This is a genomic window from Rhodopseudomonas rhenobacensis, assembly GCF_014203125.1.
In the GTDB taxonomy this organism is placed as follows: domain Bacteria; phylum Pseudomonadota; class Alphaproteobacteria; order Rhizobiales; family Xanthobacteraceae; genus Rhodopseudomonas_A; species Rhodopseudomonas_A rhenobacensis.
In genome coordinates, this window is record NZ_JACHIH010000006.1 from 42,674 (window position 1) to 61,965 (window position 19,292).

The window sequence follows — 19,292 nt, forward strand, 5'->3', positions numbered from 1 at the left end:
GATCACGGGAGACGCAAGCGTGCGGGAACTGGTGCGAACCAATGACGTGGTGCTGGTATCGGCGATCGGGGCGCTGCTCGACGGCGCCGGGATCCACCATCTGGTGCTGGACCAGAACATGAGCGTGATCGAGGGCTCGGTCGGCGTGATCCCGCGCCGTATCCTGGTGCATGAGGACGACAATCGCGAGGCCCGGCAGGTGCTGACCGATGCCGGGCTGGCGCACGAGCTGCGCTCCGATGCCTGAGCCAACGGATCTGACCGAGGATGGCTTTCTCGGCGGCCGGCTGCGCTTGCGGCAGCCGAAATCCGGCCATCGCGCCGGTCACGACGCCATGCTGCTGGCGGCGGCGACCGCGGCGCGACCGGGCGACCGGGTGGTCGACTTCGGTGCCGGCGTCGGCGCCGCGGGGCTGGCGCTGGCGCGTCGCGTTCGCGGCCTCGAATTGATGCTCGTCGAAATCGATCCCGCGCTGGCCGAGCTCGCGCGCGGCAATGCGGCGTTGAATGCGCTCTCAGCCGAAGTGTTGAGGCTCGACGTCACCGCCGGCGCCAATGCCTTCGCGGAGGCCGGGCTGTTTCCCGACAGCGTTGACGCCGTGCTGATGAACCCGCCGTTCAACGACGCCGCGCGGCACCGCGGCTCGCCCGACGCCGCCCGGCAGCGCGCTCATGTCGCGGCGCCGACCACGCTCGAGAGCTGGGTGCATGCGGCGCGGCGGGTTTTGAAATCCGGCGGCGACTTGACGCTGATCTGGCGCGCCGACGCGCTCGCCGAGGTGCTGGCCACACTCGATCGCGGCTTCGGCAGCCTGCTGATCCTGCCGGTACATGCCGAGCCCGAACGCCCGGCGATCCGGGTCTTGGTGCGGGCCACCAAAGGCGGACGCGCGCCGTTGGCGCTGCTGCAAGGCTTGATGCTGAAAGACGAGGAGGGGGCGGAAACTCTCAGGGCCGCGGCGGTCCTGCGAGGAGAGGCGCTCCCTCTAGGGGCGGCTTGATGCCGCAATGGTCTGCGCGGTTTTTGAGCAACCGGATTATTGCCGCAGCGTTTTGGACTCCGGCTCGGCGGTCGCGGTGAAACGCACCGCGGTCAGAAGTGCGCCGAACAACGTCACCAGCAGATAGATTTTCATGTTCTTCTCCACCGCCAATTGCCGCTTATATAACGATTGCAATGCAAAATGCGTTCCAGGGATGTTGGTAAGTGCAAAGTAAACGGCATTGATTAATTTTGAGGTAACTTATGAGCGATCCGACGGCACAACAGGCGGCACCGGGCACTTTGGAGAAACTACTTGGCTGGCTGCCGGAGCGCTGGCGGCCGGGGAAAGTGGTGGTGCCGGTGGTGCGGCTGTCCGGCGTGATCGGCGCGGTAACGCCGTTGCGGCCGGGGCTTTCGCTCGCCGGCACCGCGAAAATGCTGGACCGTGCGTTCGCCACCCGAGGCGCCAAGGCGGTGGCGCTGGTGATCAATTCGCCCGGCGGCTCGCCGGTGCAGTCACGACAGATTTACCTGCGGATCCGCCAGCTCGCCTTGGAGAAGAAACTGCCGGTGCTGGCCTTCGTCGAGGACGTCGCGGCGTCCGGCGGCTACATGCTGGCCTGCGCGGCGGATGAGATCTACGTCGACCCGTCGTCGATCGTCGGCTCGATCGGCGTGGTCGGCGGCACCTTCGGTTTTCCGGAGCTGTTGAAGAAGATCGGCGTCGAGCGACGGCTGTACACCGCCGGCGAACACAAGGCGCAGCTCGATCCGTTCCTGCCCGAGGACCCCGACGACGTCGCCCGCGTCAAGGCGCTGCAGCGGGAGATCCACGCGCTGTTCATCTCATTGGTCAAGGACAGCCGCGGCGCTAAGCTGAAAGGCGCCGAGGACGTGCTGTTCTCCGGCGAATATTGGGCCGGCGGCACCTCGGTGACGCTGGGCTTGACCGACGGCATCGGCGATCTGCGCAGCGCGTTGCGGGCGCGGTACGGCGACAAGGTCCGCATGCCGGTGATCGCGCCGCCGTCCGGCATGCTGTCCGGACTGTTCGGCCGCCGTTCGGCGTCGACGCTCGGGTCGTTCGACGCGGTGGCCGACTTGCCGGATCAGCTGATTTCGGCATTGGAAACCCGCGCCATATGGGCAAAATATGGCTTTTGAGGGTCGCCGCGCCGCGCCATTTGGTCCCGCCGCCGCCGATTGAAGGCGGCGGGCGGTTGCGCAATGATGCGGTGGTGAATCGCAAATTGAGGATCGACCGATGCCGCCGCTGATCGCCGTCGCTGCCGCCCTGGGCGGCCTTGCCGTGGTGCGCTGGGCTTACCGGACCGCGCAGCGCATCAACCAGGAGCTCGAAGAGGTGCGCCATGCGGTGCTGAACGAGCAGCAGCCGCAGCCCGCCAAGATTCCGACGCTGCGCCGCGATCCCGTCACCGGCGCCTATCGGCCCGGCTAGAGACTCTTCGAGTTAGATTGATGCGCTAAGATTCCCCGGCTGTCATTCCGAGGCGCGAGCAGCGTCAGCTGCGAGCGAGCCCGGAATCCATAACCCCTGCAGGGAGTATGGATTGCGGACCTGCTCGTTCTTCGAACTCGCAATCCGGAATGACGGCTGTCATGGGTCAGATGCTGCCATCTCAACCGAAAATGCTCGGGTGGCCGTTGCGGCCACACTTGCGCCGGCCTCCGGGCGAGGCACCACCCTGGAGACCGGCTAGCAAGCTTGGAGGTTTTCGAAATGCCTCAGCAGGCTGAGGCGTTTCCGCACGGCTGGCTTGGCCTTGCGCCGGCCGATCGCTGTAGGCACGCAGCGTCGAACGGACCCAAGATTTGGGCCGGATTCCCTAACAATCGGAAAATGCCCGATCTGCCCGCTCCGGCATGGTGAATGCCGGGTTAATGCGGCCGGCATCGGGGGCCATCGGCGGGGCACATTGCCTTGATTCCGCAGGGCTGCGCCGATACGGTCCGCGCGCTTTCCATCCCTCGCGAATCCAAAGCCGATCATGGACATTCTTCCCCCGCATATGCGCCCGGAACGCTCGTTCCAGGGACTGATCCTGGCGTTGCAGCGCTATTGGGCGGACTACGGCTGCGTCATCCTGCAGCCCTACGACATGGAGGTCGGCGCCGGCACCTTCCATCCCGCCACCACGCTGCGCGCGCTCGGCCCGAAGCCGTGGCGCGCCGCCTATGTGCAGCCGTCGCGGCGGCCGAAGGACGGCCGCTACGGCGAGAACCCGAACCGGCTGCAGCATTACTACCAGTTTCAGGCGATCCTGAAGCCGTCGCCGCCGGACATCCAGGAGCTTTATCTGAAGTCGCTGGCCGCCATCGGCGTCGACTCGCATCTGCACGACATCCGCTTCGTCGAGGACGATTGGGAGAGCCCGACGCTGGGCGCCTGGGGGCTCGGCTGGGAGTGCTGGTGCGACGGCATGGAAGTCTCGCAGTTCACCTATTTCCAGCAGGTTGCGGGCGTCGAATGCGCGCCGGTGGCCGGCGAACTGACCTACGGCCTCGAGCGCCTCGCCATGTATGTGCAGGGCGTCGACCGGGTCTATGACCTCAACTTCAACGGTCGCGACGGCGCCGACAAGGTGACCTATGGCGACGTGTTCCTGCAGGCCGAGAAGGAATATTCCCGGCACAATTTCGAGCACTCCGACGCCGCCATGCTGTTCGAGCAGTTCAAGATGGCGGAGACCGCCTGCCAGAACTATCTCGCCGCCGGCTGGGAGAACGACAAGCACGAGGCGCATCTGATGGCGCTGCCGGCCTACGACCAGTGCATCAAGGCCAGCCACGCTTTCAATTTGCTCGACGCCCGCGGCGTGATCTCGGTGACCGAGCGGCAGAGCTACATTTTGCGCGTCCGCGAACTGGCGAAAGCCTGCGGCCAAGCCTGGCTGCACACCGAGGCGGGTGGGGCGGGGGTGGGGGCGGCTGCTCCAAGTGGCGCCTGTTAGATCATACTTGCTTCCTACAGTCGGCTGGCAGATTATACAAAATGCCAATTTGGTATAATCTGTCCTGGTGGGTGCTACCAAATGAAAAAGGCGGATTTTGACGGTTCCCCCAGCGGGCGACTGGTCCCGACGGAACGGAGCCAATGGGCATTCGTGCCCAATCCGTTGCCTCCGACCGACATTGATCTGGCTGCATTAGCCGACCCTATCGCCCGCGCAGCACAGGCCCTTGGCGAACTCAATGGCATAGGTCGCACCTTGCCTGATCCATATCTTCTTATTCGGCCTCTCCAGGCCCAAGAGGCGCTGACCTCGTCGAGCATGGAGGGGACATACACGACCCTCAGTGACTTGCTTCTGGTGGAAGCGGGCGCGGGTGAACAAAACCGCGCTCCAGATACCCGAGAAGTCCTCAATTATCGGCGGGCCCTTGCTGCGGCGATCGAAAGCCTCGGTGAATTTCCGCTGTCTCTACGAACGTTATGCGAAGCCCATCGGCAATTGCTTGGCGGAGTCGTCAGGCAACGTGGCGCAACCGTCCGTGCGGGCGAGTTCAAGCAGCATCAGAATTTCATAGGCGCATATGAAATTGAGAACGCACGCTTTGTGCCCCCGCCTCGCGATCAAACTATCATTTGCATGAGCGATCTTGAAAAATTCATTCACCGCGACGATCGAAACGGATTGCCGCTGCTCGTGGATGCCGCATTGATCCACTATCAATTCGAGACAATTCACCCTTTTGCGGATGGCAATGGGCGAGTTGGCCGTATGCTGATCACCTTGCACTTGTTTGCAGCCAAGATCATCAGGCAACCGATCCTATATCTCAGCCCTATGCTCGAGCGAAGAAAAGATGAGTACATCGATCGGATGTACGAAGTATCCAGGAACGGAAATTGGCTTGGGTGGATTCGCTTCTTTTTGGAAATGGTGACATTGTCTTGCCACGCGGCGATTTCAACGGCAGACAGATTGCTTTCCGTTCAGCGCGGCTATCGCGAGCGACTGCAGAGGGCGGGGCGTTCGGCCAACTTGCTGGGCATCGTTGATCTGCTTTTTCGTTCGCCAGTCTTGAGCATCCCGCAAATTGCGGAACATCTGGGAGTGACGTATCGAGCCGCGCAACTCAACGTCGACACGCTCCTTTCTGCTAATGTTCTTCAGGAGTTCGTAGGGACGAGCAATCCGAAGTTCTTTGCAGCTCGCGAAATTCTTAACGTTATATCCGGTGTAGACAACAACGATGCCTGATCTTCTGCTCGAACTGTTCTCCGAAGAAATCCCCGCCCGGATGCAGGCGAAGGCCGCCGAGGATTTGCGCCGCATGGTGACCGACAAGCTGGTCGCCGAGGGGCTGGTCTATGACGGCGCCAAGGCGTTTGCGACGCCGCGCAGGCTCGCGCTCACCGTGCAGGGCATTCCGGCGCGGCAGTCGGATCTCAAAGAAGAGCGCAAGGGGCCGCGGGTCGGCGGCCCGGACGCCGCGATCCAGGGCTTTCTGAAGGCGACGGGGCTGGCCTCGCTCGACGAAGCCAAGATCCAGCGCGATCCGAAGAAGGGCGATTTCTACATCGCGCTGATCGAGAAGCCCGGCCGCGCCACGCTCGACGTGCTCGCCGATATCCTGCCGGTGATCGTCCGCACCTTCCCGTGGCCGAAGGCGATGCGCTGGGGCGAACGCTCGGCGAAACCCGGCGCGCTGCAATGGGTGCGGCCGCTGCATTCGATCGTCGCCACCTTCGGCATCGATACCGAAGATCCCGACGTGGTCGCGTTCGACGTCAGCGGCATCCAGGCCGGGCAGGTCACGCGCGGCCATCGCTTCATGGCGCCGGACGAGATCGGCGTGCGCCGCTTCGAGGATTACGACGCGAAACTGTTCGACGCCCGGGTGGTGCTCGATCCGGCGCGCCGCAAAGACATCATTCTGCACGACGCCCGCACGCTGGCGCAGGCGCAGAATTTCGAGCTGGTCGAGGATCAGGTGTTGCTCGACGAAGTGTCGGGTCTGGTCGAATGGCCGGTGGCGCTGATGGGCTCGTTCGACCCGGCGTTCCTGGCGATCCCCGGCGAAGTGATCCGCGCCACCATCCGCAACAACCAGAAGTGCTTTGTGGTCGCCGACCCCGCGACCGGCAAGCTGACCAACAAATTCATCCTCACCGCCAACATCGAAGCCAGCGACGGCGGTGCGGCGATCGTCGCCGGCAACGAGCGGGTGATCCGCGCGCGCTTGAGCGACGCGAAATTCTTCTACGAGACGGACCTCAAGACCAAGCTGGAAGACCGGCTGCCGAAATTTTCGCAGATCGTGTTTCACGAAAAGCTCGGCACGCAAGCCGAGCGCATCGCGCGGATCGAACGGCTGGCCGCCGAGATCGCGCCGCTGGTGGGCGCCGATGTCGAGAAGGCGCGCCGCGCCGCGCATCTGTGCAAGGCGGATCTGCTGACCGAAGTGGTCGGCGAATTCCCCGAGCTGCAAGGCCTGATGGGCAAGTACTACGCACAGGCCGCGGGCGAGGACGCCTCCGTCGCCGCCGCCTGCGAGGAGCACTACAAGCCGCAGGGCCCCGCCGATCGCGTGCCGAGCGATCCGGTGAGTATCGCCGTGGCGCTGGCGGACAAGATCGATACGCTGGTTGGCTTCTGGGCGATCGACGAGAAGCCGACGGGCTCGAAGGACCCCTACGCGCTGCGACGCGCGGCGCTGGGGGTGATTAGGTTGATTTTGGCCTCTGATAGCCGGATTGGCATTCGTCGCCTTCTTGCATCGTCAATCGCACTGTTCATGGTCAAGGGATTTAAACCCGAACCCAGATACATATCGCTGGCCGCAACTCGTGGTCCTGAAGAGTCCTCGCCCAATGTGTCCTGGATGGATCAGCCGTATCGGAACCTCCTCGATGGCGACGATTTCATAAAGCTGCGTGCTGGTGACGCAAGTATGCACCAGATGAGTGATCCAGATCTGAGTAGGCACGATCCGGACGATCAAGAAGAAATGCTTGGACGGGTTCAGGCGTATGGAGAGTTGACGAAAAGGCTCGGAGCGTTAGATGAATTTTATACCCATTGGATGTTCGATAATCTTGACAACATCAAAGTAAAGTATGTTGACGCCGCTCTCGACCGCATTGAGAGATCGGATTGGCTGTCCGCGGCTATTGATAAGCTGTCAGATTCTCTCCTCTCCTTCTTCGCCGATCGCCTAAAAGTGCAGCTGCGCGAGCAGGGCGCGCGGCACGATCTGGTTGACGCTGTGTTCGCGCTCGGCGCGCTCCCCTCCCCCTTGCGGGGAGGGGGCGGGGGTGGGGGGCCGCAAGGCACGGACTCGCTGACCCCCACCCCGGCGCTACGCGGCGACCCTCCCCGCAAGGGGGAGGGTGAAGACAGTGCGCGCGGCGAAGGCCTGCAGGACGATCTGTTACTTGTCGTCCGCCGCGTCGAGGCGCTGGCGGCTTTCCTCGCGACCGACGACGGCAAGAATTTGCTGGCCGGCGTCAAGCGCGCCGCCAACATCCTGCGCATCGAGGAGAAGAAAGACGCCCGCGCCTTCGACGGCGCGCCGGATGCATCGCTCTACGTTGCTGATGAAGAAAAGTCGCTCGCCACCGCGATCGATCAGGTGAAGGGCGAGGCGTCGAGCGCCGTCGCCCGGGAAGACTTCGCCGCTGCGATGAGCGCGATGGCCAAGCTGCGCCCGGCGGTCGATGCGTTCTTTGACAAAGTGAAGGTCAACGACGACGACGCCAAGGTTCGCGAGAATCGCCTGAAGCTGTTGAACGAGATCCGCGAAGCCACCCGCGCGGTGGCGGATTTCTCCAAGATTCAGGATTGATCTTCACCCTCTCCTGGGGGGCAGGGCCGTCGCATATGGCATTGGGGAGCGTGCAGAACGCGCCTCAGCGATCACTTCTACGGCACTCGTCGCCCGGCACTACGCGTCGATATCCAGCGCGACGTCGAAGTTCGGCGCCGAATGGGTCAGCGCGCCGGCGGAAGCGTAGTCGACGCCGGTCGCGGCGATCGCCGCGATGGTGTCCTGGGTGACGCCGCCGGAAGCCTCCAGCACGACCCGGCCCTCCGCCAGCCGCACCGCCTCTTTCAGCGTCGCGATGTCCATGTTGTCGAGCAGCACCACGTCGGCGAGCCCGGTGGCGAGCACCTCTTTCAACTGATCGAGCGTATCGACCTCGATCTCGACCTTGACCAGATGGCCGATCCGTTCCCGCGCCCGCTCCAGCACCGGGCGCACGCCGCCGGCCACCGCGATGTGGTTGTCCTTGATCAGGATCGCGTCGTCGAGCCCGAAGCGGTGGTTGAAGCCGCCGCCGCAGCGAACCGCGTATTTCTCCAGCGCGCGCAAGCCAGGCGTGGTCTTGCGGGTGCAGCAGATCCGCAGCTTGCTGCCGGCGGTGTGGCGGACATAATCGGCGGTCAGCGTGGCGATGCCGCTCAAGCGACCAACGAAATTCAGCGCGGTGCGCTCGCCCGCCAGCACCGCGCGGGCCGGGCCGGAGATCGTCAGCACCGGAACGCCGCGCGCCACCGCGGCGCCGTCATGGGCGTGCGGATGGATGATGATGTCGGTGGACAGCGCCTGGAATGCGGCGACCGCCAGCGGCAGTCCGGCGATGGTGCCGGCCTGCCGCGCCACCAGCACCGCATGGGCCTGCGCCTCGGCCGGAATGGTGGCGATCGAGGTGACGTCGCCGGCGCGGCCGAGGTCCTCGTCGAGCGCGCGGCGCACCGCCTCCTCGATCGCGAACGGCGAGAGAAATGCATCGGGATGCAGCAGCGACGTCGGTGCGGTCATGGCAGTTCCGGATTTTTCAGACCAGCGCCTGGCGCGCGGTCGGGGCAGGGGCGGCGTCGGCGAGCGACGCAGCGATGGCGCGGGCGTCGGCCAGCGTGGTCATGGTGCGTTCGGCTGAGGTCGGATTTTCCGACGGATAGTCCGAACGATAATGCGCGCCGCGGCTTTCCAGCCGGGCCCAGGCCGCGGTCGACACCAGCAACGCGGTGGTCGCCATGTTGAGCATCGCCGTGCTGGTGGCGGAGGCTTCCATCGCGGCGAAGCGGCGCACCGCGGCGGCAAGCCCGTCGCCGTTGCGGATCACCCCGACATTGCCGCTCATCAGCTGCCGCAGCTCGGCTTCCTGCGCGGCGCCGAGGGCGGCGTTGCGCGCCATCGGCAGCGCATCGATCTTGCCGCTGGGGGCGGCAAATTCCCGCCCGCCGATGTCTTCGGCGATCCGCCCGGCATAGACCACGGCTTCGAGCAGCGAGTTCGAAGCGAGGCGATTGGCGCCGTGCGCGCCGGTGCAGGACACTTCGCCGGCGGCCCACAGCCCGCGGAGCGAACTGCGGCCGTGCATGTCCACCGCGATGCCGCCCATGTGGTAGTGCGCCGCCGGCGCGATCGGGATCGGCTGAGTCGCCGGATCGACGCCCTCGGCGATGCAGCTTTCATAGACGGTTGGAAATTCGGCGGCGAAATGCGCGCCGAGCGCGGTGCGCGCGTCGAGGAAGGCGCCGCGGCCGGCGGCGATTTCGGCGAACACGCCGCGGGCGACGATGTCGCGCGGCGCCAGTTCGGCCAAGGGATGCCGCGCCAGCATGAAGCGTTCGCCGTCGCCATTGATCAGCGTGGCGCCTTCGCCGCGCAGCGCTTCGGTTGCGAGCGGCGCCGGGTCGCGGCCGACCATGATGGCGGTCGGATGAAACTGCACGAATTCCGGATCGGCGATCAGCGCGCCCGCGCGGGCCGCAATGGCGAGGCCGAGCCCCGAGGCTTCCACCGGATTGGTGGTCACCGCATAGAGATGGCCGATGCCGCCGGTCGCCAGCACCACCGCGCGCGCCGGCATGGTCACCGGCCGGGTGATCGCCAGGCCTGCCTTGCGCAACTGCAGGCCGACCACGGTGTCGCCGTCGGTGAGCAGCGCTTCGGCGAAATAGCCTTCGATCACCTTGATCGACGGCGTGTTACGCACTGCTTCGATCAGCGCGGTGATGATCGCCTTGCCGGCCATGTCGCCGCGCACATGCACGATGCGGCGCGCCGAATGCGCGGCCTCGCGCGACACCGCGAGCCGGCCTTCGAGGTCGCGGTCGAACGGCACGCCATATTGCAACAGGTCGTGGATCCGCGGCCCGGCTTCCCGCGCCAGCTCCAGCGCCACAGCTTCGTCGACGAGACCGGCGCCGACCGCGATGGTGTCGGCGGCATGCGACTCCGCGCTGTCGCCCTCGGCCACCGCCGCGGCGATGCCGCCCTGCGCCCAGGCGGTCGATGCGCCTTCGCCGAGCGGGGCTGCGGTGATCACGGTGACCGGCCGCGGCGCCAGCTTCAGCGCGCAGAACAGTCCGGCCAATCCGCCGCCGACGATCACCACGTCGGTGCCATTATGGGCGAAATCGAGGTCCGACGGCGTACTCATGACTTGGTCCAACTCTGCCGCGTGGCGGCGCTGCGCGCCGATGTGGCCGGCGCGCGGTCGATCGGGGACGATACGACAAAGCGACAAAGCGACGGCGCAAGGTCCCGATTGCGCCGTCGCTTACGATTAGTTCTTCAGGTTGATCATCCGCTCCACCGAGCGGCGGGCGCGGTCGATGATCATCGGGTCGACGATCACTTCCTCACGCAGATAGATCAGGCTGTCGAGAATCTTCGGCAGCGTGATCCGCTTCATGTGCGGGCACAGGTTGCACGGCCGCACGATCTCCAGATCGGGCAGTTCGGCCTGCACGTTGTCGGCCATCGAGCATTCGGTGACCATCACCACGCGCGCCGGATTGTTGTTGCGCACCCAGTTGATCATATGCGCGGTCGAGCCGGTGAAGTCGGCTTCGGCGAGCACGTCGGGCGGGCATTCCGGATGCGCGATGATGCTGACCGAGGGGTCAGCCTCGCGATAGCTGCGCAATTCGTCGCCGGTGAAGCGCTCGTGCACCTCGCAGGCGCCCTTCCAGGCGATGATCTTGACGTCGGTCTTGGAGGCGACGTAGCGCGCCAGATACTGATCCGGCAGCAAGATCACGGTGTCGGCGTTGAGGCTCTCGACCACGTTGACCGCGTTCGACGAGGTGCAGCAGATGTCGACCTCGGCCTTCACCTCGGCCGAGGTGTTGACATAGGCGACCACCGGCACGCCGGGGAAACGCTCGCGCAACAGCCGCACGTCGGCGCCGGTGATGCTGGACGCCAGCGAGCAGCCGGCGCGGGAGTCCGGGATCAGCACGGTCTTCTCCGGGCTCAAGATCTTCGAGGTCTCGGCCATGAAATGCACGCCGCACTGTACGATGACGTCGGCCTTCACCTTGGTGGCCTCGATCGCAAGCTGCAGCGAGTCGCCGACGATGTCGGAGACGCAATGGAAGATCTCGGGCGTCTGGTAGTTGTGCGCCAGGATCACGGCGTTGCGCTCCCGCTTGGCCTCATTGATCGCCTTGATGTAGGGCGCCATGAACGGCCACTCGACCGGCGAGATCACCTTCTTGACGCGCTCGTAGAGGTGCGCGGTGGCGCGCTCGACCTCGGGCGTCCATTGAAGATCCGGCATCGGCAGCGCGCGGCTGCGCTCCAACGCGCTGAGCGGCGCGCGGGGGCGCGACTCGGGCCGGCCATGCAGCGGGTGGCCGAAATTGTCCGGGCCGTAAATGCCAGCAAGCGCCATGGTACTCTCTCCGTCTCGGCCTATATGCTCAACATGAGCATATTCTGGTTTTGAGAAATCCGGCCACGACGGGCCGGCAGTCAAAACGCTGCAAATCGATCTGAACTTTCGCGCAGCGCCGCGGTGACTTCAGAGCCCCGCGAGGAAGTTATCCTCATTAGGAGCAAATCAAATATAGCATGTCACACTCGGTTCCGCCAGAGCCGCGTACGGTTAAATCGTCACAGCAGCCGCCAGGATTTGCATTGCTGCAAAGCGGCACGCGGGCGCCTCAACATCGCGGTTGGGATTTTGCCGCCGACGCTTTACGTTGCCGCGCATTCAACGAGCCGTCAGGGAGCAGATTGTGGGAACGTTCAAGGCGATCAGGATCGACAAGGCGGAAAAGGGCACCGTCGCGGCGCTCACCCAGTTCGACGAAGCCGAGCTGATGGACGGCGACGTCACCGTCGGCGTCGAATGGTCGACGGTGAACTACAAGGACGGTCTCGCGGTCACCGGCAAGGCGCCGGTGGTGCGGCGGTTTCCGATGATTGCCGGGATCGATCTCGCCGGCACGGTGCTGAAGTCGGAGAACCCGGACTGGCAGGTCGGCGACAAGGTGATCTGCAACGGCTGGGGCATGGGCGAGACCCATCTCGGCGCCTATGCGGAAAAGGCCCGGGTCAAGGGCGACTGGCTGGTGCGGCTGCCCGACGGGCTGTCGACCCGCGACGCGATGGCGATCGGCACCGCCGGCTACACCGCGATGCTCAGCGTGCTGGCGCTGGAAAATCATGGCCTCACGCCGGCCGCGGGCCCGGTCGTGGTCACCGGCGCCGCCGGCGGCGTCGGCTCGGTGGCGATCGCGGTGCTGTCGAAGCTCGGCTACCACGTCATCGCCTCGACCGGCCGGATCGCCGAGGTGCCGTATCTGCGCGAGCTCGGCGCCGCCGAAGTGATCGAGCGCAGCGAGTTGTCAGGCCCGGGCAAGCCGCTCGCCAAGGAGCGCTGGGCCGGCGGCATCGACAGCGTCGGCTCCACCACGCTGGCCAATGTGCTGTCGATGACCAAGTATCGCGGCGCCATCGCGGCCTGCGGACTCGCCGCCGGCATGGACCTGCCGACCTCGGTAGCGCCGTTCATTTTGCGCGGTGTGTGTCTTCTCGGCATCGATTCGGTGATGTGCCCGATCGAATTGCGGCAGCTCGCCTGGCTGCGTCTGGCGAGCGATCTCGACAAGGGAAAACTTGCTGAAATCACTCACGAAATCAACCTGGACGAGGTGATCGCCGCGGGCGCCAAAGTGCTGGCTGGCGAGGTGCGCGGTCGAATCGTGGTAAAAATATGCTGACTCGTTCAGACTTTACCAACCAACCTGCTCCAATGTTGCCACGGTGATATGGTGAGTGCCGAGTTAAAGACCTAACCATTGGCGGCAGCCGCGCCCAGTCAGTCGGAGTTCATGATGTACGTGCGTTTTGTGGTGGGGGCCCTCGCAGCCGGCGCGATGGTTGCGCCGGCTCTGGCCGGCTCGATGAATGCCGATGAGGCCCGCAAATTCGTCGCGGGCAAGGTATTCGCCTTCACATGCTTCGACGGCACGCGCGGCGCCGGCCGGGTGTTCGACGACGGCGGCGCGGCGGGGGCGGTGCAGTTCTCCGGCTCCGGGCCGAGCCGCAACATGCGGCTGCCGGGCAATACGCTGCAGGTCCGCGGCCAGGCGATCTGCGCCTCGATCAAGGGCATTCCGTTCGAGCCCTGCTTCAACCTGACCAAGATGGACGACCGCAGCTTTCGCGGCGCGGTGTCCGGCATGGGCTTCGCCTATTGCGATTTCCGCCACCAGGGCGCCGGCCAGATGCTGATGGCGCGGGCGACGATGCCGCGGGCGCACGGACCGCGGACCACGGGGTCGACCCGCTCCGCCGACGCCTCGCGCGTCGAGGTGTCATCGCGCGTCGAAACCCCGCGCGTCGAGTCCGCCAAGATCGAGCCGGTGAAAGCCGCGCCCGCCGCCGAAGGCGCCTCCGACCTGCGCCGCTCGACCGAGTAGCCGAAATCACCACATCAATTTCACCGCCGTCCGCGCACCCGCAATCCGGGCGCCGGGCGTTCCTGCAGCACCTCGCGGCGGAAACGGAACAGCGCCGCCGGCCGCCCGCCGGTGTGGGTGGACATCTCGCCGGTCGGCTCGACCAGCGCGCCAGCCTCGACCAACCTGCGAAAATTCTGCTTGTGCAGATGCCGGCCGGAAATCGCCTCCACGGTGCGCTGCAATTCGGTCAGGGTGAATTCCGGCGGCAGCAGTTCGAACACCACCGGGCGATATTTCAATTTGGCGCGCAGCCGCGCGATCGCGGTGGCGAGAATCCGGCGGTGGTCGAACCGCATCGGCACGCCGAGCGACGGGATCGTCTTGCGCGCCAACGCCGCCGGGCGGCCGTCGCGGCGGGCCTCCTCGATTAATCCGGCTTCGTACAACAGCTCGTAGCGGTCGAGCACGCGCTCCTCGTCCCACTGTGCGCCGTCGACGCCGAAGAACAGCCGCACCCGGTCTTTGCGGCCGAGCGCGCGCGCGGTGTCGGGGGTTTCGGCCTGCGCCGCCCAGGCGGTGAGTTCGGGGATGATGGCGCGGGCGATGATGTCGGGCTGCGCGGCGCGCCAGTCCTCCCAGGGAAAATAGCGGTACCACGGCTCGAAGCTGGCGCCCGGCGCGCGCGACACGTTGTCGGCGGCCCGCGTCAGCGCCAGATAGCCGATCGAGGCGACATGGACGTCGGTATCGCCGATCCGGGCGTGGCGGCCGCGGTCGCCGAAAGTGTAGAGCTGCTCGACATAGCCGAGCCGCAGCCCGGTCTGTTCTTCGACCCAGGCGCGCAGCCCGATCTCGAAGGTGCGGTGGGTCACCGCCTCGAACGGCCCGTAGGGCAGCCCGGCGAGATTTTCGCCGTCGCCGCCCGACGCGGTGAGGATCAGCGGCTCGTTGTCCTCGATCGCGACGATCGCGGCGGTGAGGCCAATTTCGATCGGCGTCGGCAGCTTATCGCTCATCGGGCGATCATCGGCGTCATTCGAGGTCGACGCGAAACGGCCGTCCCTCGACCACCAGGCTGCCCGGTCCGATGGCGTCGAGCGCGCGCAGCATCCGCCCCTCGCGGCGGAGCGCCTGATCGGCCAAAGCCACGATCAGCCGGTTCGGCGAGGCGCTCGGCGACGCCTTGCGGATCTGCTGGGCGATCGAGGCTTCGTCGCGATGCGGATTGAGCGCGCAGGCCGCCGCAAAAGCGCTGGCGGTGGAGCGGCTGATCCCGGCGTAACAATGCACCACCAGCGGCGCGCTGCGGTCCCAGCCGCGGACAAAATCCAGCACCCGCTCGATATGCGCCACCGACGGCGCGGTGAAGCCGTCGAGCTCCTCGGTGATGTCGTCCATCGCAATCCGCAGGTGATTGGCTTCGCTCACCGAGGGCGGACGCTGCACCTGGGCGACATTGGCCATCACGGTGAGGATATGGCTCGCCCCCGTCGCCTCGACGGTCGGATGCAATGCAGCGAGCGAGCAGACGTGAATCATCGCGGTCCTTGGGTTGCGGCGATTATAGGTCCGCCGCCCCGGAGGGGAAAGCACGATCGCGGTCGCGGATCAGTCCTGCAGCATTTCGAAGCGGGCGAGGAAACGCTTCGCCGCCTTGCCGGCCGACCATGGCGTCAGATAGTCGAGCCTGGTCGCCTCCGGCAGCCCGGGATCGTTGCCGAACAGCCGCTTGGCCTCGGCCTTGGTGAAGCCGGCAAGCGCGGTCGCCTCCAGATAGGCGGCGCCCATGTCGGCGGCCTTGATCTGCCGCTCCAGCGCGTCGTCGAGCTGGGGAGGCAGGCCGAAGCGGATGTGGATCGCCGCCAACAGGCGATGTTCGACCGCCTTGTAGGAGCCGCCGATCACCGCCTTGAACGGCGAGATCATGTCGCCGACGACATATTCCGGCGCGTCGTGCAGCAGCGCCGCCAGTCGGACGCGACGATCGATCCGCGGCGCGTGCGCCCGCATCACCGCTTCGACCAAGAGCGTGTGCTGCGCCACTGAGAAGATGTGGGTGCCGTGGGTCTGCCCGTTCCAGCGCGCCACCCGCGCCAGACCATGGGCGATGTCGGCGATTTCGATGTCGAGCGGCGAGGGGTCGAGCAGATCGAGCCGGCGGCCGGACAGCATGCGCTGCCAGACCCGCGGCGAGACGTCGGAGGTTTTTGGTTTGGCCGTCGTCATGTCGCGTGAGCCGATTCCAATTCTGATTCACAGCGGGATATCACGGCGGGCAAACCCCGGTCACGGTCTGTGTGACACTGGCGTGGCGGCGGCGGTGGCGGATGCGGCGGAGATCAGCAGGATTTCGGTTGGGTTCGATGCGCGCCCAGAAAATCAGCTGTCATCCCGGGGCACGAGCGGCGTGAGCCGCGAGTGAACCCGGGACCCAGTACTCACCGCCCTGCAATACTGGATTCCGGGTTCACTCGGCCTGCGGCCTCGCGCCCCGGAATGACGGTCGTTTTTTGGTTCGGGCGCAGCAACCCACCGGCGAACGGGCTGTTGCCGCTCGTTACTTCCGCATAGCCTTCGCCGCCGTCCGTTTCATCGCGCCGCAGCGCTCGTGACAGAAACAACTCACCAGATGATCGTTGACCATGCCGGTGGCTTGCATAAAGGCGTAGACGATGGTCGGGCCGACAAATTTGAAGCCGCGCGAAAGTAGCTCCTTCGACATCGCGGTGGACAGCGGCGTCGCCGCCGGCACGCTGGCGGTGGATTTGAAATTGTTGACCAGGGGCTTGCCGTCGACGAAGTCCCACAGCAGCTTGGAGAAGCCGGGGCCTTTCTCCATGATCTCCAGATAGGACTTGGCGCTGTTGATGGTGCCTTCGATCTTGGCGCGGTTGCGCACGATGCCGGCGTCGTTCATCAACGCGTGGATCTTGTTCGCATCGTAGCGCGCGATTGTTTCCGGCTCGAAGTTGTCGAAGGCTTTGCGGAAATTGTCGCGCTTGCGCAGGATGGTGACCCACGACAGCCCGGCCTGGAAGCCGTCGAGGATCAGCTTCTCGAACAAAGCGCGGTCGTCGTATTCCGGCACGCCCCATTCTGTGTCGTGATAGGCGACATAGAGCGGGTCTTCGCCCGGCCACGGGCAGCGCGTCAGCCCGTCCGAGTGCTTCACCGAGCGCGTCATGGCGAAACTCTCAAGCCAGCGTCCGGGTCGGCGCCTTCGGCACCTCAACCGGATCGAGCAGCCGCACCGCGACGCCGCCGGCGCTCAACGGCGCCGAAGCCTCGACCGCTTCGGCCAGCCGATCGATCCGCACCAGCGCCAGGCCGATGCCGTCGGCGAGCGAGCCGAGATGGCCGACCGGCTTGTCGGCGGCGAGCAACTCGGCTCCCGGCTCAGGCCGCGCGCCGTCGAACGCCAATCGCACCGTGCGGGTTCGCGCGGTGCCGCGATGCTGCATCCGCGACACCACTTCCTGGCCGACATAGCAGCCCTTGTCGAAATCCACGCCGTGCAGCCGGTCCATATTGGCTTCGTGCGGAAACGCGTCGCCGTAGCGGAAATCGATGCCGCCGGCCGGCGCGCCGCAGCGGATCCGATGCGCGTCGTACAGCGCGGCATCGACCAGCTCGGCGCCGATCGCAACCGCGGTCTTGTTGGCGAGCTCCACCGGCACCAGGCTGCGCCAGCCGAGCCGCGGATCGCGCGGATCGGCGAAGCTTGCCTCCGGCGGCGTCGCGAGATCGCCATCCCAGATCGCCAGCACGCCGAGCCGGTCGGAGAGGTTTTCCACCAGAACTTTCGCGCGCAATTTGTAGAACTTCAGCTTGTCGGCGAGCGGCTGCGCCAGTTCGCGCGCACAGTCGATCAGGAAGCCGCCGTCGTCGGCTGCCGGCAGTTCGGTGACGAAGAAGTCCGCGACGATCTTGCCCTGCGGCGTCAACAGCGCGCCGAACCGGCCCTCTCCCGGCACCACCTTGGTCATGTCGGTGGTGACGAGGCCGTTGAGGAAATGCCGGGCGTCCTCGCCGCTGAGTTTCACCACGCCGCGATCGGCGAGAAACGCTGCCTTCATGTCGGTTCTTTCGCTCGATGGCCGGGAGCAAGGCCGCGGCCGGATAGTCCATTTCAAGTTAAGTCGCTAAGGTGGCTGCAACAAGCCCGCATGATCAGCGGCGCTGCCTGCCAAACGGGCGAACGAGGACCCATGACACAACGTTTCGACACGATTTTGAAATCCGGCACCATCGTCAATCAGGACGGCGAGGGCATCGGCGATATCGGCATCACCGCCGGCAAGATCGCTGCGCTCGGCGACCTCGGCCAGGCCTCGGCCGGCGAGGTGATCGACTGCCGCGGCCTGCACGTGCTGCCCGGGGTGATCGACACCCAGGTGCATTTCCGCGAGCCGGGATTGACCCACAAGGAAGATCTGGAATCCGGCTCGCTGAGCGCGGTGATGGGCGGCGTCACCGCGGTGTTCGAAATGCCCAACACCAATCCGTTGACCGTCACCGCCGACGCCTTCGCCGACAAGATCAAGCGCGCCGAGCATCGCATGCATTGCGACTTCGCGTTCTACATCGGCGGCACCCGCGACAATGTCGCCGAGCTGCCGGAGTTGGAGCGCGCCCGCGGCTGCGCCGGCGTCAAGGTGTTCATCGGCTCCTCCACCGGCAGCCTGCTGGTCGAGGACGACGACAGTTTGCGGAAAATCTTGCAGGTGATCCAGCGCCGCGCCGCATTTCACGCCGAGGACGAATATCGCCTCAATGATCGCAAGGGCCTGCGCATCGAGGGCGACCCGCGCTCGCATCCGGTGTGGCGCGACGAGATCGCGGCGCTCACGGCGACGCAGCGGCTGGTGGCGCTGGCGCGCGAGACCGGCAAGCGCATCCACGTGCTGCACGTCTCGACCAAGCAGGAGATCGAATTTTTGCGCGAGCATAAGGATGTGGCGTCCGTCGAGGTGACGCCGCATCACCTGACGCTGGCCGCCCCGGAGTGCTACGAGCGGCTCGGCACGCTGGCGCAGATGAATCCGCCGGTGCGCGACGCCTCGCATCGCGACGGCATCTGGCAGGGCGTGGCACAAGGCATCGTCGACGTGCTCGGCTCCGACCACGCCCCGCATACGCTGGAAGAAAAAGCCAAGACCTATCCGGCGTCGCCCTCCGGCATGACCGGGGTGCAGACGCTGGTGCCCTTGATGCTGGATCACGTGAACGCCGGCAAGTTATCGCTGGCGCGGTTCGTTGACCTCAGCAGCGCCGGCCCGGCGCGGCTGTTCAACATCGCCTGCAAGGGCCGCATCGCGGCGGGCTACGACGCCGATTTCACGATCGTCGATCTCAAGCGTAGCGAGACCATCAGCAACGCCTGGACCGCCTCGCGCGCCGGCTGGACGCCGTATGATGGGGTGACGGTGAAAGGCTGGCCGGTCGGCACTTTCGTGCGCGGTGCCCGGGTGATGTGGCAGGGTGAATTGACGACGCCGGCAACCGGCGAGCCGGTGCGGTTTCTGGAAACGCTGGGCGCATAGCCCACGCGGTTTGAGTCATGCGCCTGGGTGTCCCGGGCGCGGTGCAGCGCCTTTGGCGCTGCTCCGCAGAACCGGGACCGTCACGAGTGC

The 19,292-nt window shown here is 65.7% G+C and carries 18 protein-coding genes; 10 read left to right on the top strand and 8 right to left on the bottom strand.

The features are described 5' to 3' along the window. The first annotated feature begins 19 nt into the window (after positions 1-19). From HNR60_RS07230 to glyS, 7 genes are all read left to right on the top strand, one after another. Positions 20-247, top strand: coding sequence for a putative signal transducing protein (locus HNR60_RS07230; protein ID WP_184255878.1), 228 nt, complete (start codon positions 20-22; stop codon positions 245-247). Next, positions 240-1,001: a tRNA1(Val) (adenine(37)-N6)-methyltransferase gene (locus tag HNR60_RS07235; protein WP_184255879.1), complete on the top strand. Its 762-nt coding sequence runs from the start codon at positions 240-242 to the stop codon at positions 999-1,001. The genes HNR60_RS07230 and HNR60_RS07235 overlap by 8 nt, the downstream gene beginning before the upstream one ends. Positions 1,002-1,246: 245 nt before the next feature. Further along, the gene (locus HNR60_RS07240) at positions 1,247-2,149 is read left to right on the top strand and encodes a S49 family peptidase (RefSeq protein WP_184255880.1); all 903 of its coding nucleotides are present in this window, start codon (positions 1,247-1,249) and stop codon (positions 2,147-2,149) included. Positions 2,150-2,249: 100 nt separating this feature from the next. Then, entirely contained in the window at positions 2,250-2,444 is a 195-nt protein-coding gene (locus HNR60_RS07245) for a hypothetical protein (protein WP_184255881.1), read from the top strand. Positions 2,445-2,994: 550 nt separating this feature from the next. Then, a complete protein-coding gene (locus tag HNR60_RS07250) occupies positions 2,995-3,957 on the top strand; it encodes a glycine--tRNA ligase subunit alpha (protein ID WP_184255882.1) in 963 nt (320 codons plus the stop codon). A gap of 81 nt (positions 3,958-4,038) precedes the next feature. Continuing rightward, positions 4,039-5,211 (top strand): Fic family protein, encoded by a 1,173-nt coding sequence (locus HNR60_RS07255; protein WP_184255883.1) that lies wholly within the window; start codon positions 4,039-4,041, stop codon positions 5,209-5,211. Continuing rightward, a complete protein-coding gene (gene glyS, locus HNR60_RS07260) occupies positions 5,204-7,798 on the top strand; it encodes a glycine--tRNA ligase subunit beta (RefSeq protein ID WP_184255884.1) in 2,595 nt (864 codons plus the stop codon). Before HNR60_RS07255 ends, glyS begins: the two co-directional genes overlap by 8 nt. Positions 7,799-7,897: 99 nt before the next feature. Here the strand turns inward: glyS and nadC are convergent, their stop codons facing one another. The 3 genes from nadC to nadA all read right to left on the bottom strand — a co-directional run bounded on the left by nadC (position 7,898) and on the right by nadA (position 11,642). Then, a complete protein-coding gene (gene nadC / locus HNR60_RS07265; protein WP_184255885.1) occupies positions 7,898-8,776 on the bottom strand; it encodes a carboxylating nicotinate-nucleotide diphosphorylase in 879 nt (292 codons plus the stop codon). A 16-nt stretch (positions 8,777-8,792) separates the two neighbouring features. Continuing rightward, the gene (locus tag HNR60_RS07270) at positions 8,793-10,403 is read right to left on the bottom strand and encodes an L-aspartate oxidase (protein ID WP_184255886.1); all 1,611 of its coding nucleotides are present in this window, start codon (positions 10,401-10,403) and stop codon (positions 8,793-8,795) included. 126 nt (positions 10,404-10,529) lie between these two features. Continuing rightward, a complete protein-coding gene (gene nadA, locus HNR60_RS07275; RefSeq protein ID WP_184255887.1) occupies positions 10,530-11,642 on the bottom strand; it encodes a quinolinate synthase NadA in 1,113 nt (370 codons plus the stop codon). 346 nt (positions 11,643-11,988) lie between these two features. On the opposite strand from nadA, the gene acuI reads away from it, so the two are divergent. Further along, complete coding sequence (acuI, locus tag HNR60_RS07280; RefSeq protein WP_184255888.1) at positions 11,989-12,975, top strand: acrylyl-CoA reductase (NADPH); 987 nt, start codon at positions 11,989-11,991, stop codon at positions 12,973-12,975. A gap of 114 nt (positions 12,976-13,089) precedes the next feature. Beyond that, a complete protein-coding gene (locus tag HNR60_RS07285) occupies positions 13,090-13,677 on the top strand; it encodes a hypothetical protein (RefSeq protein ID WP_184255890.1) in 588 nt (195 codons plus the stop codon). A gap of 20 nt (positions 13,678-13,697) precedes the next feature. Here HNR60_RS07285 and HNR60_RS07290 read toward each other — a convergent pair whose 3' ends face one another. From HNR60_RS07290 to ygfZ, 5 genes are all read right to left on the bottom strand, one after another. Continuing rightward, positions 13,698-14,675: an NUDIX hydrolase gene (locus HNR60_RS07290; RefSeq protein ID WP_184255892.1), complete on the bottom strand. Its 978-nt coding sequence runs from the start codon at positions 14,673-14,675 to the stop codon at positions 13,698-13,700. A 16-nt stretch (positions 14,676-14,691) separates the two neighbouring features. After that, the gene (locus HNR60_RS07295; protein WP_184255894.1) at positions 14,692-15,198 is read right to left on the bottom strand and encodes a tyrosine phosphatase family protein; all 507 of its coding nucleotides are present in this window, start codon (positions 15,196-15,198) and stop codon (positions 14,692-14,694) included. A 69-nt stretch (positions 15,199-15,267) separates the two neighbouring features. Then, the gene (locus HNR60_RS07300; RefSeq protein WP_184255896.1) at positions 15,268-15,885 is read right to left on the bottom strand and encodes a YfbR-like 5'-deoxynucleotidase; all 618 of its coding nucleotides are present in this window, start codon (positions 15,883-15,885) and stop codon (positions 15,268-15,270) included. 331 nt (positions 15,886-16,216) lie between these two features. Beyond that, complete coding sequence (locus HNR60_RS07305) at positions 16,217-16,843, bottom strand: DNA-3-methyladenine glycosylase I (protein ID WP_184255898.1); 627 nt, start codon at positions 16,841-16,843, stop codon at positions 16,217-16,219. A gap of 10 nt (positions 16,844-16,853) precedes the next feature. Next, on the bottom strand, positions 16,854-17,735 hold the full coding sequence (gene ygfZ / locus HNR60_RS07310; protein ID WP_184255900.1) for a CAF17-like 4Fe-4S cluster assembly/insertion protein YgfZ: 882 nt from the start codon (positions 17,733-17,735) through the stop codon (positions 16,854-16,856). A gap of 132 nt (positions 17,736-17,867) precedes the next feature. Here ygfZ and HNR60_RS07315 point away from each other — a divergent pair, with 132 nt between their 5' ends. Continuing rightward, positions 17,868-19,202 carry a dihydroorotase gene (locus tag HNR60_RS07315; protein WP_184255902.1) on the top strand — a complete coding sequence of 445 codons (1,335 nt, stop codon included), beginning with the start codon at positions 17,868-17,870 and terminating at the stop codon, positions 19,200-19,202. Positions 19,203-19,292 lie beyond the last annotated feature (90 nt).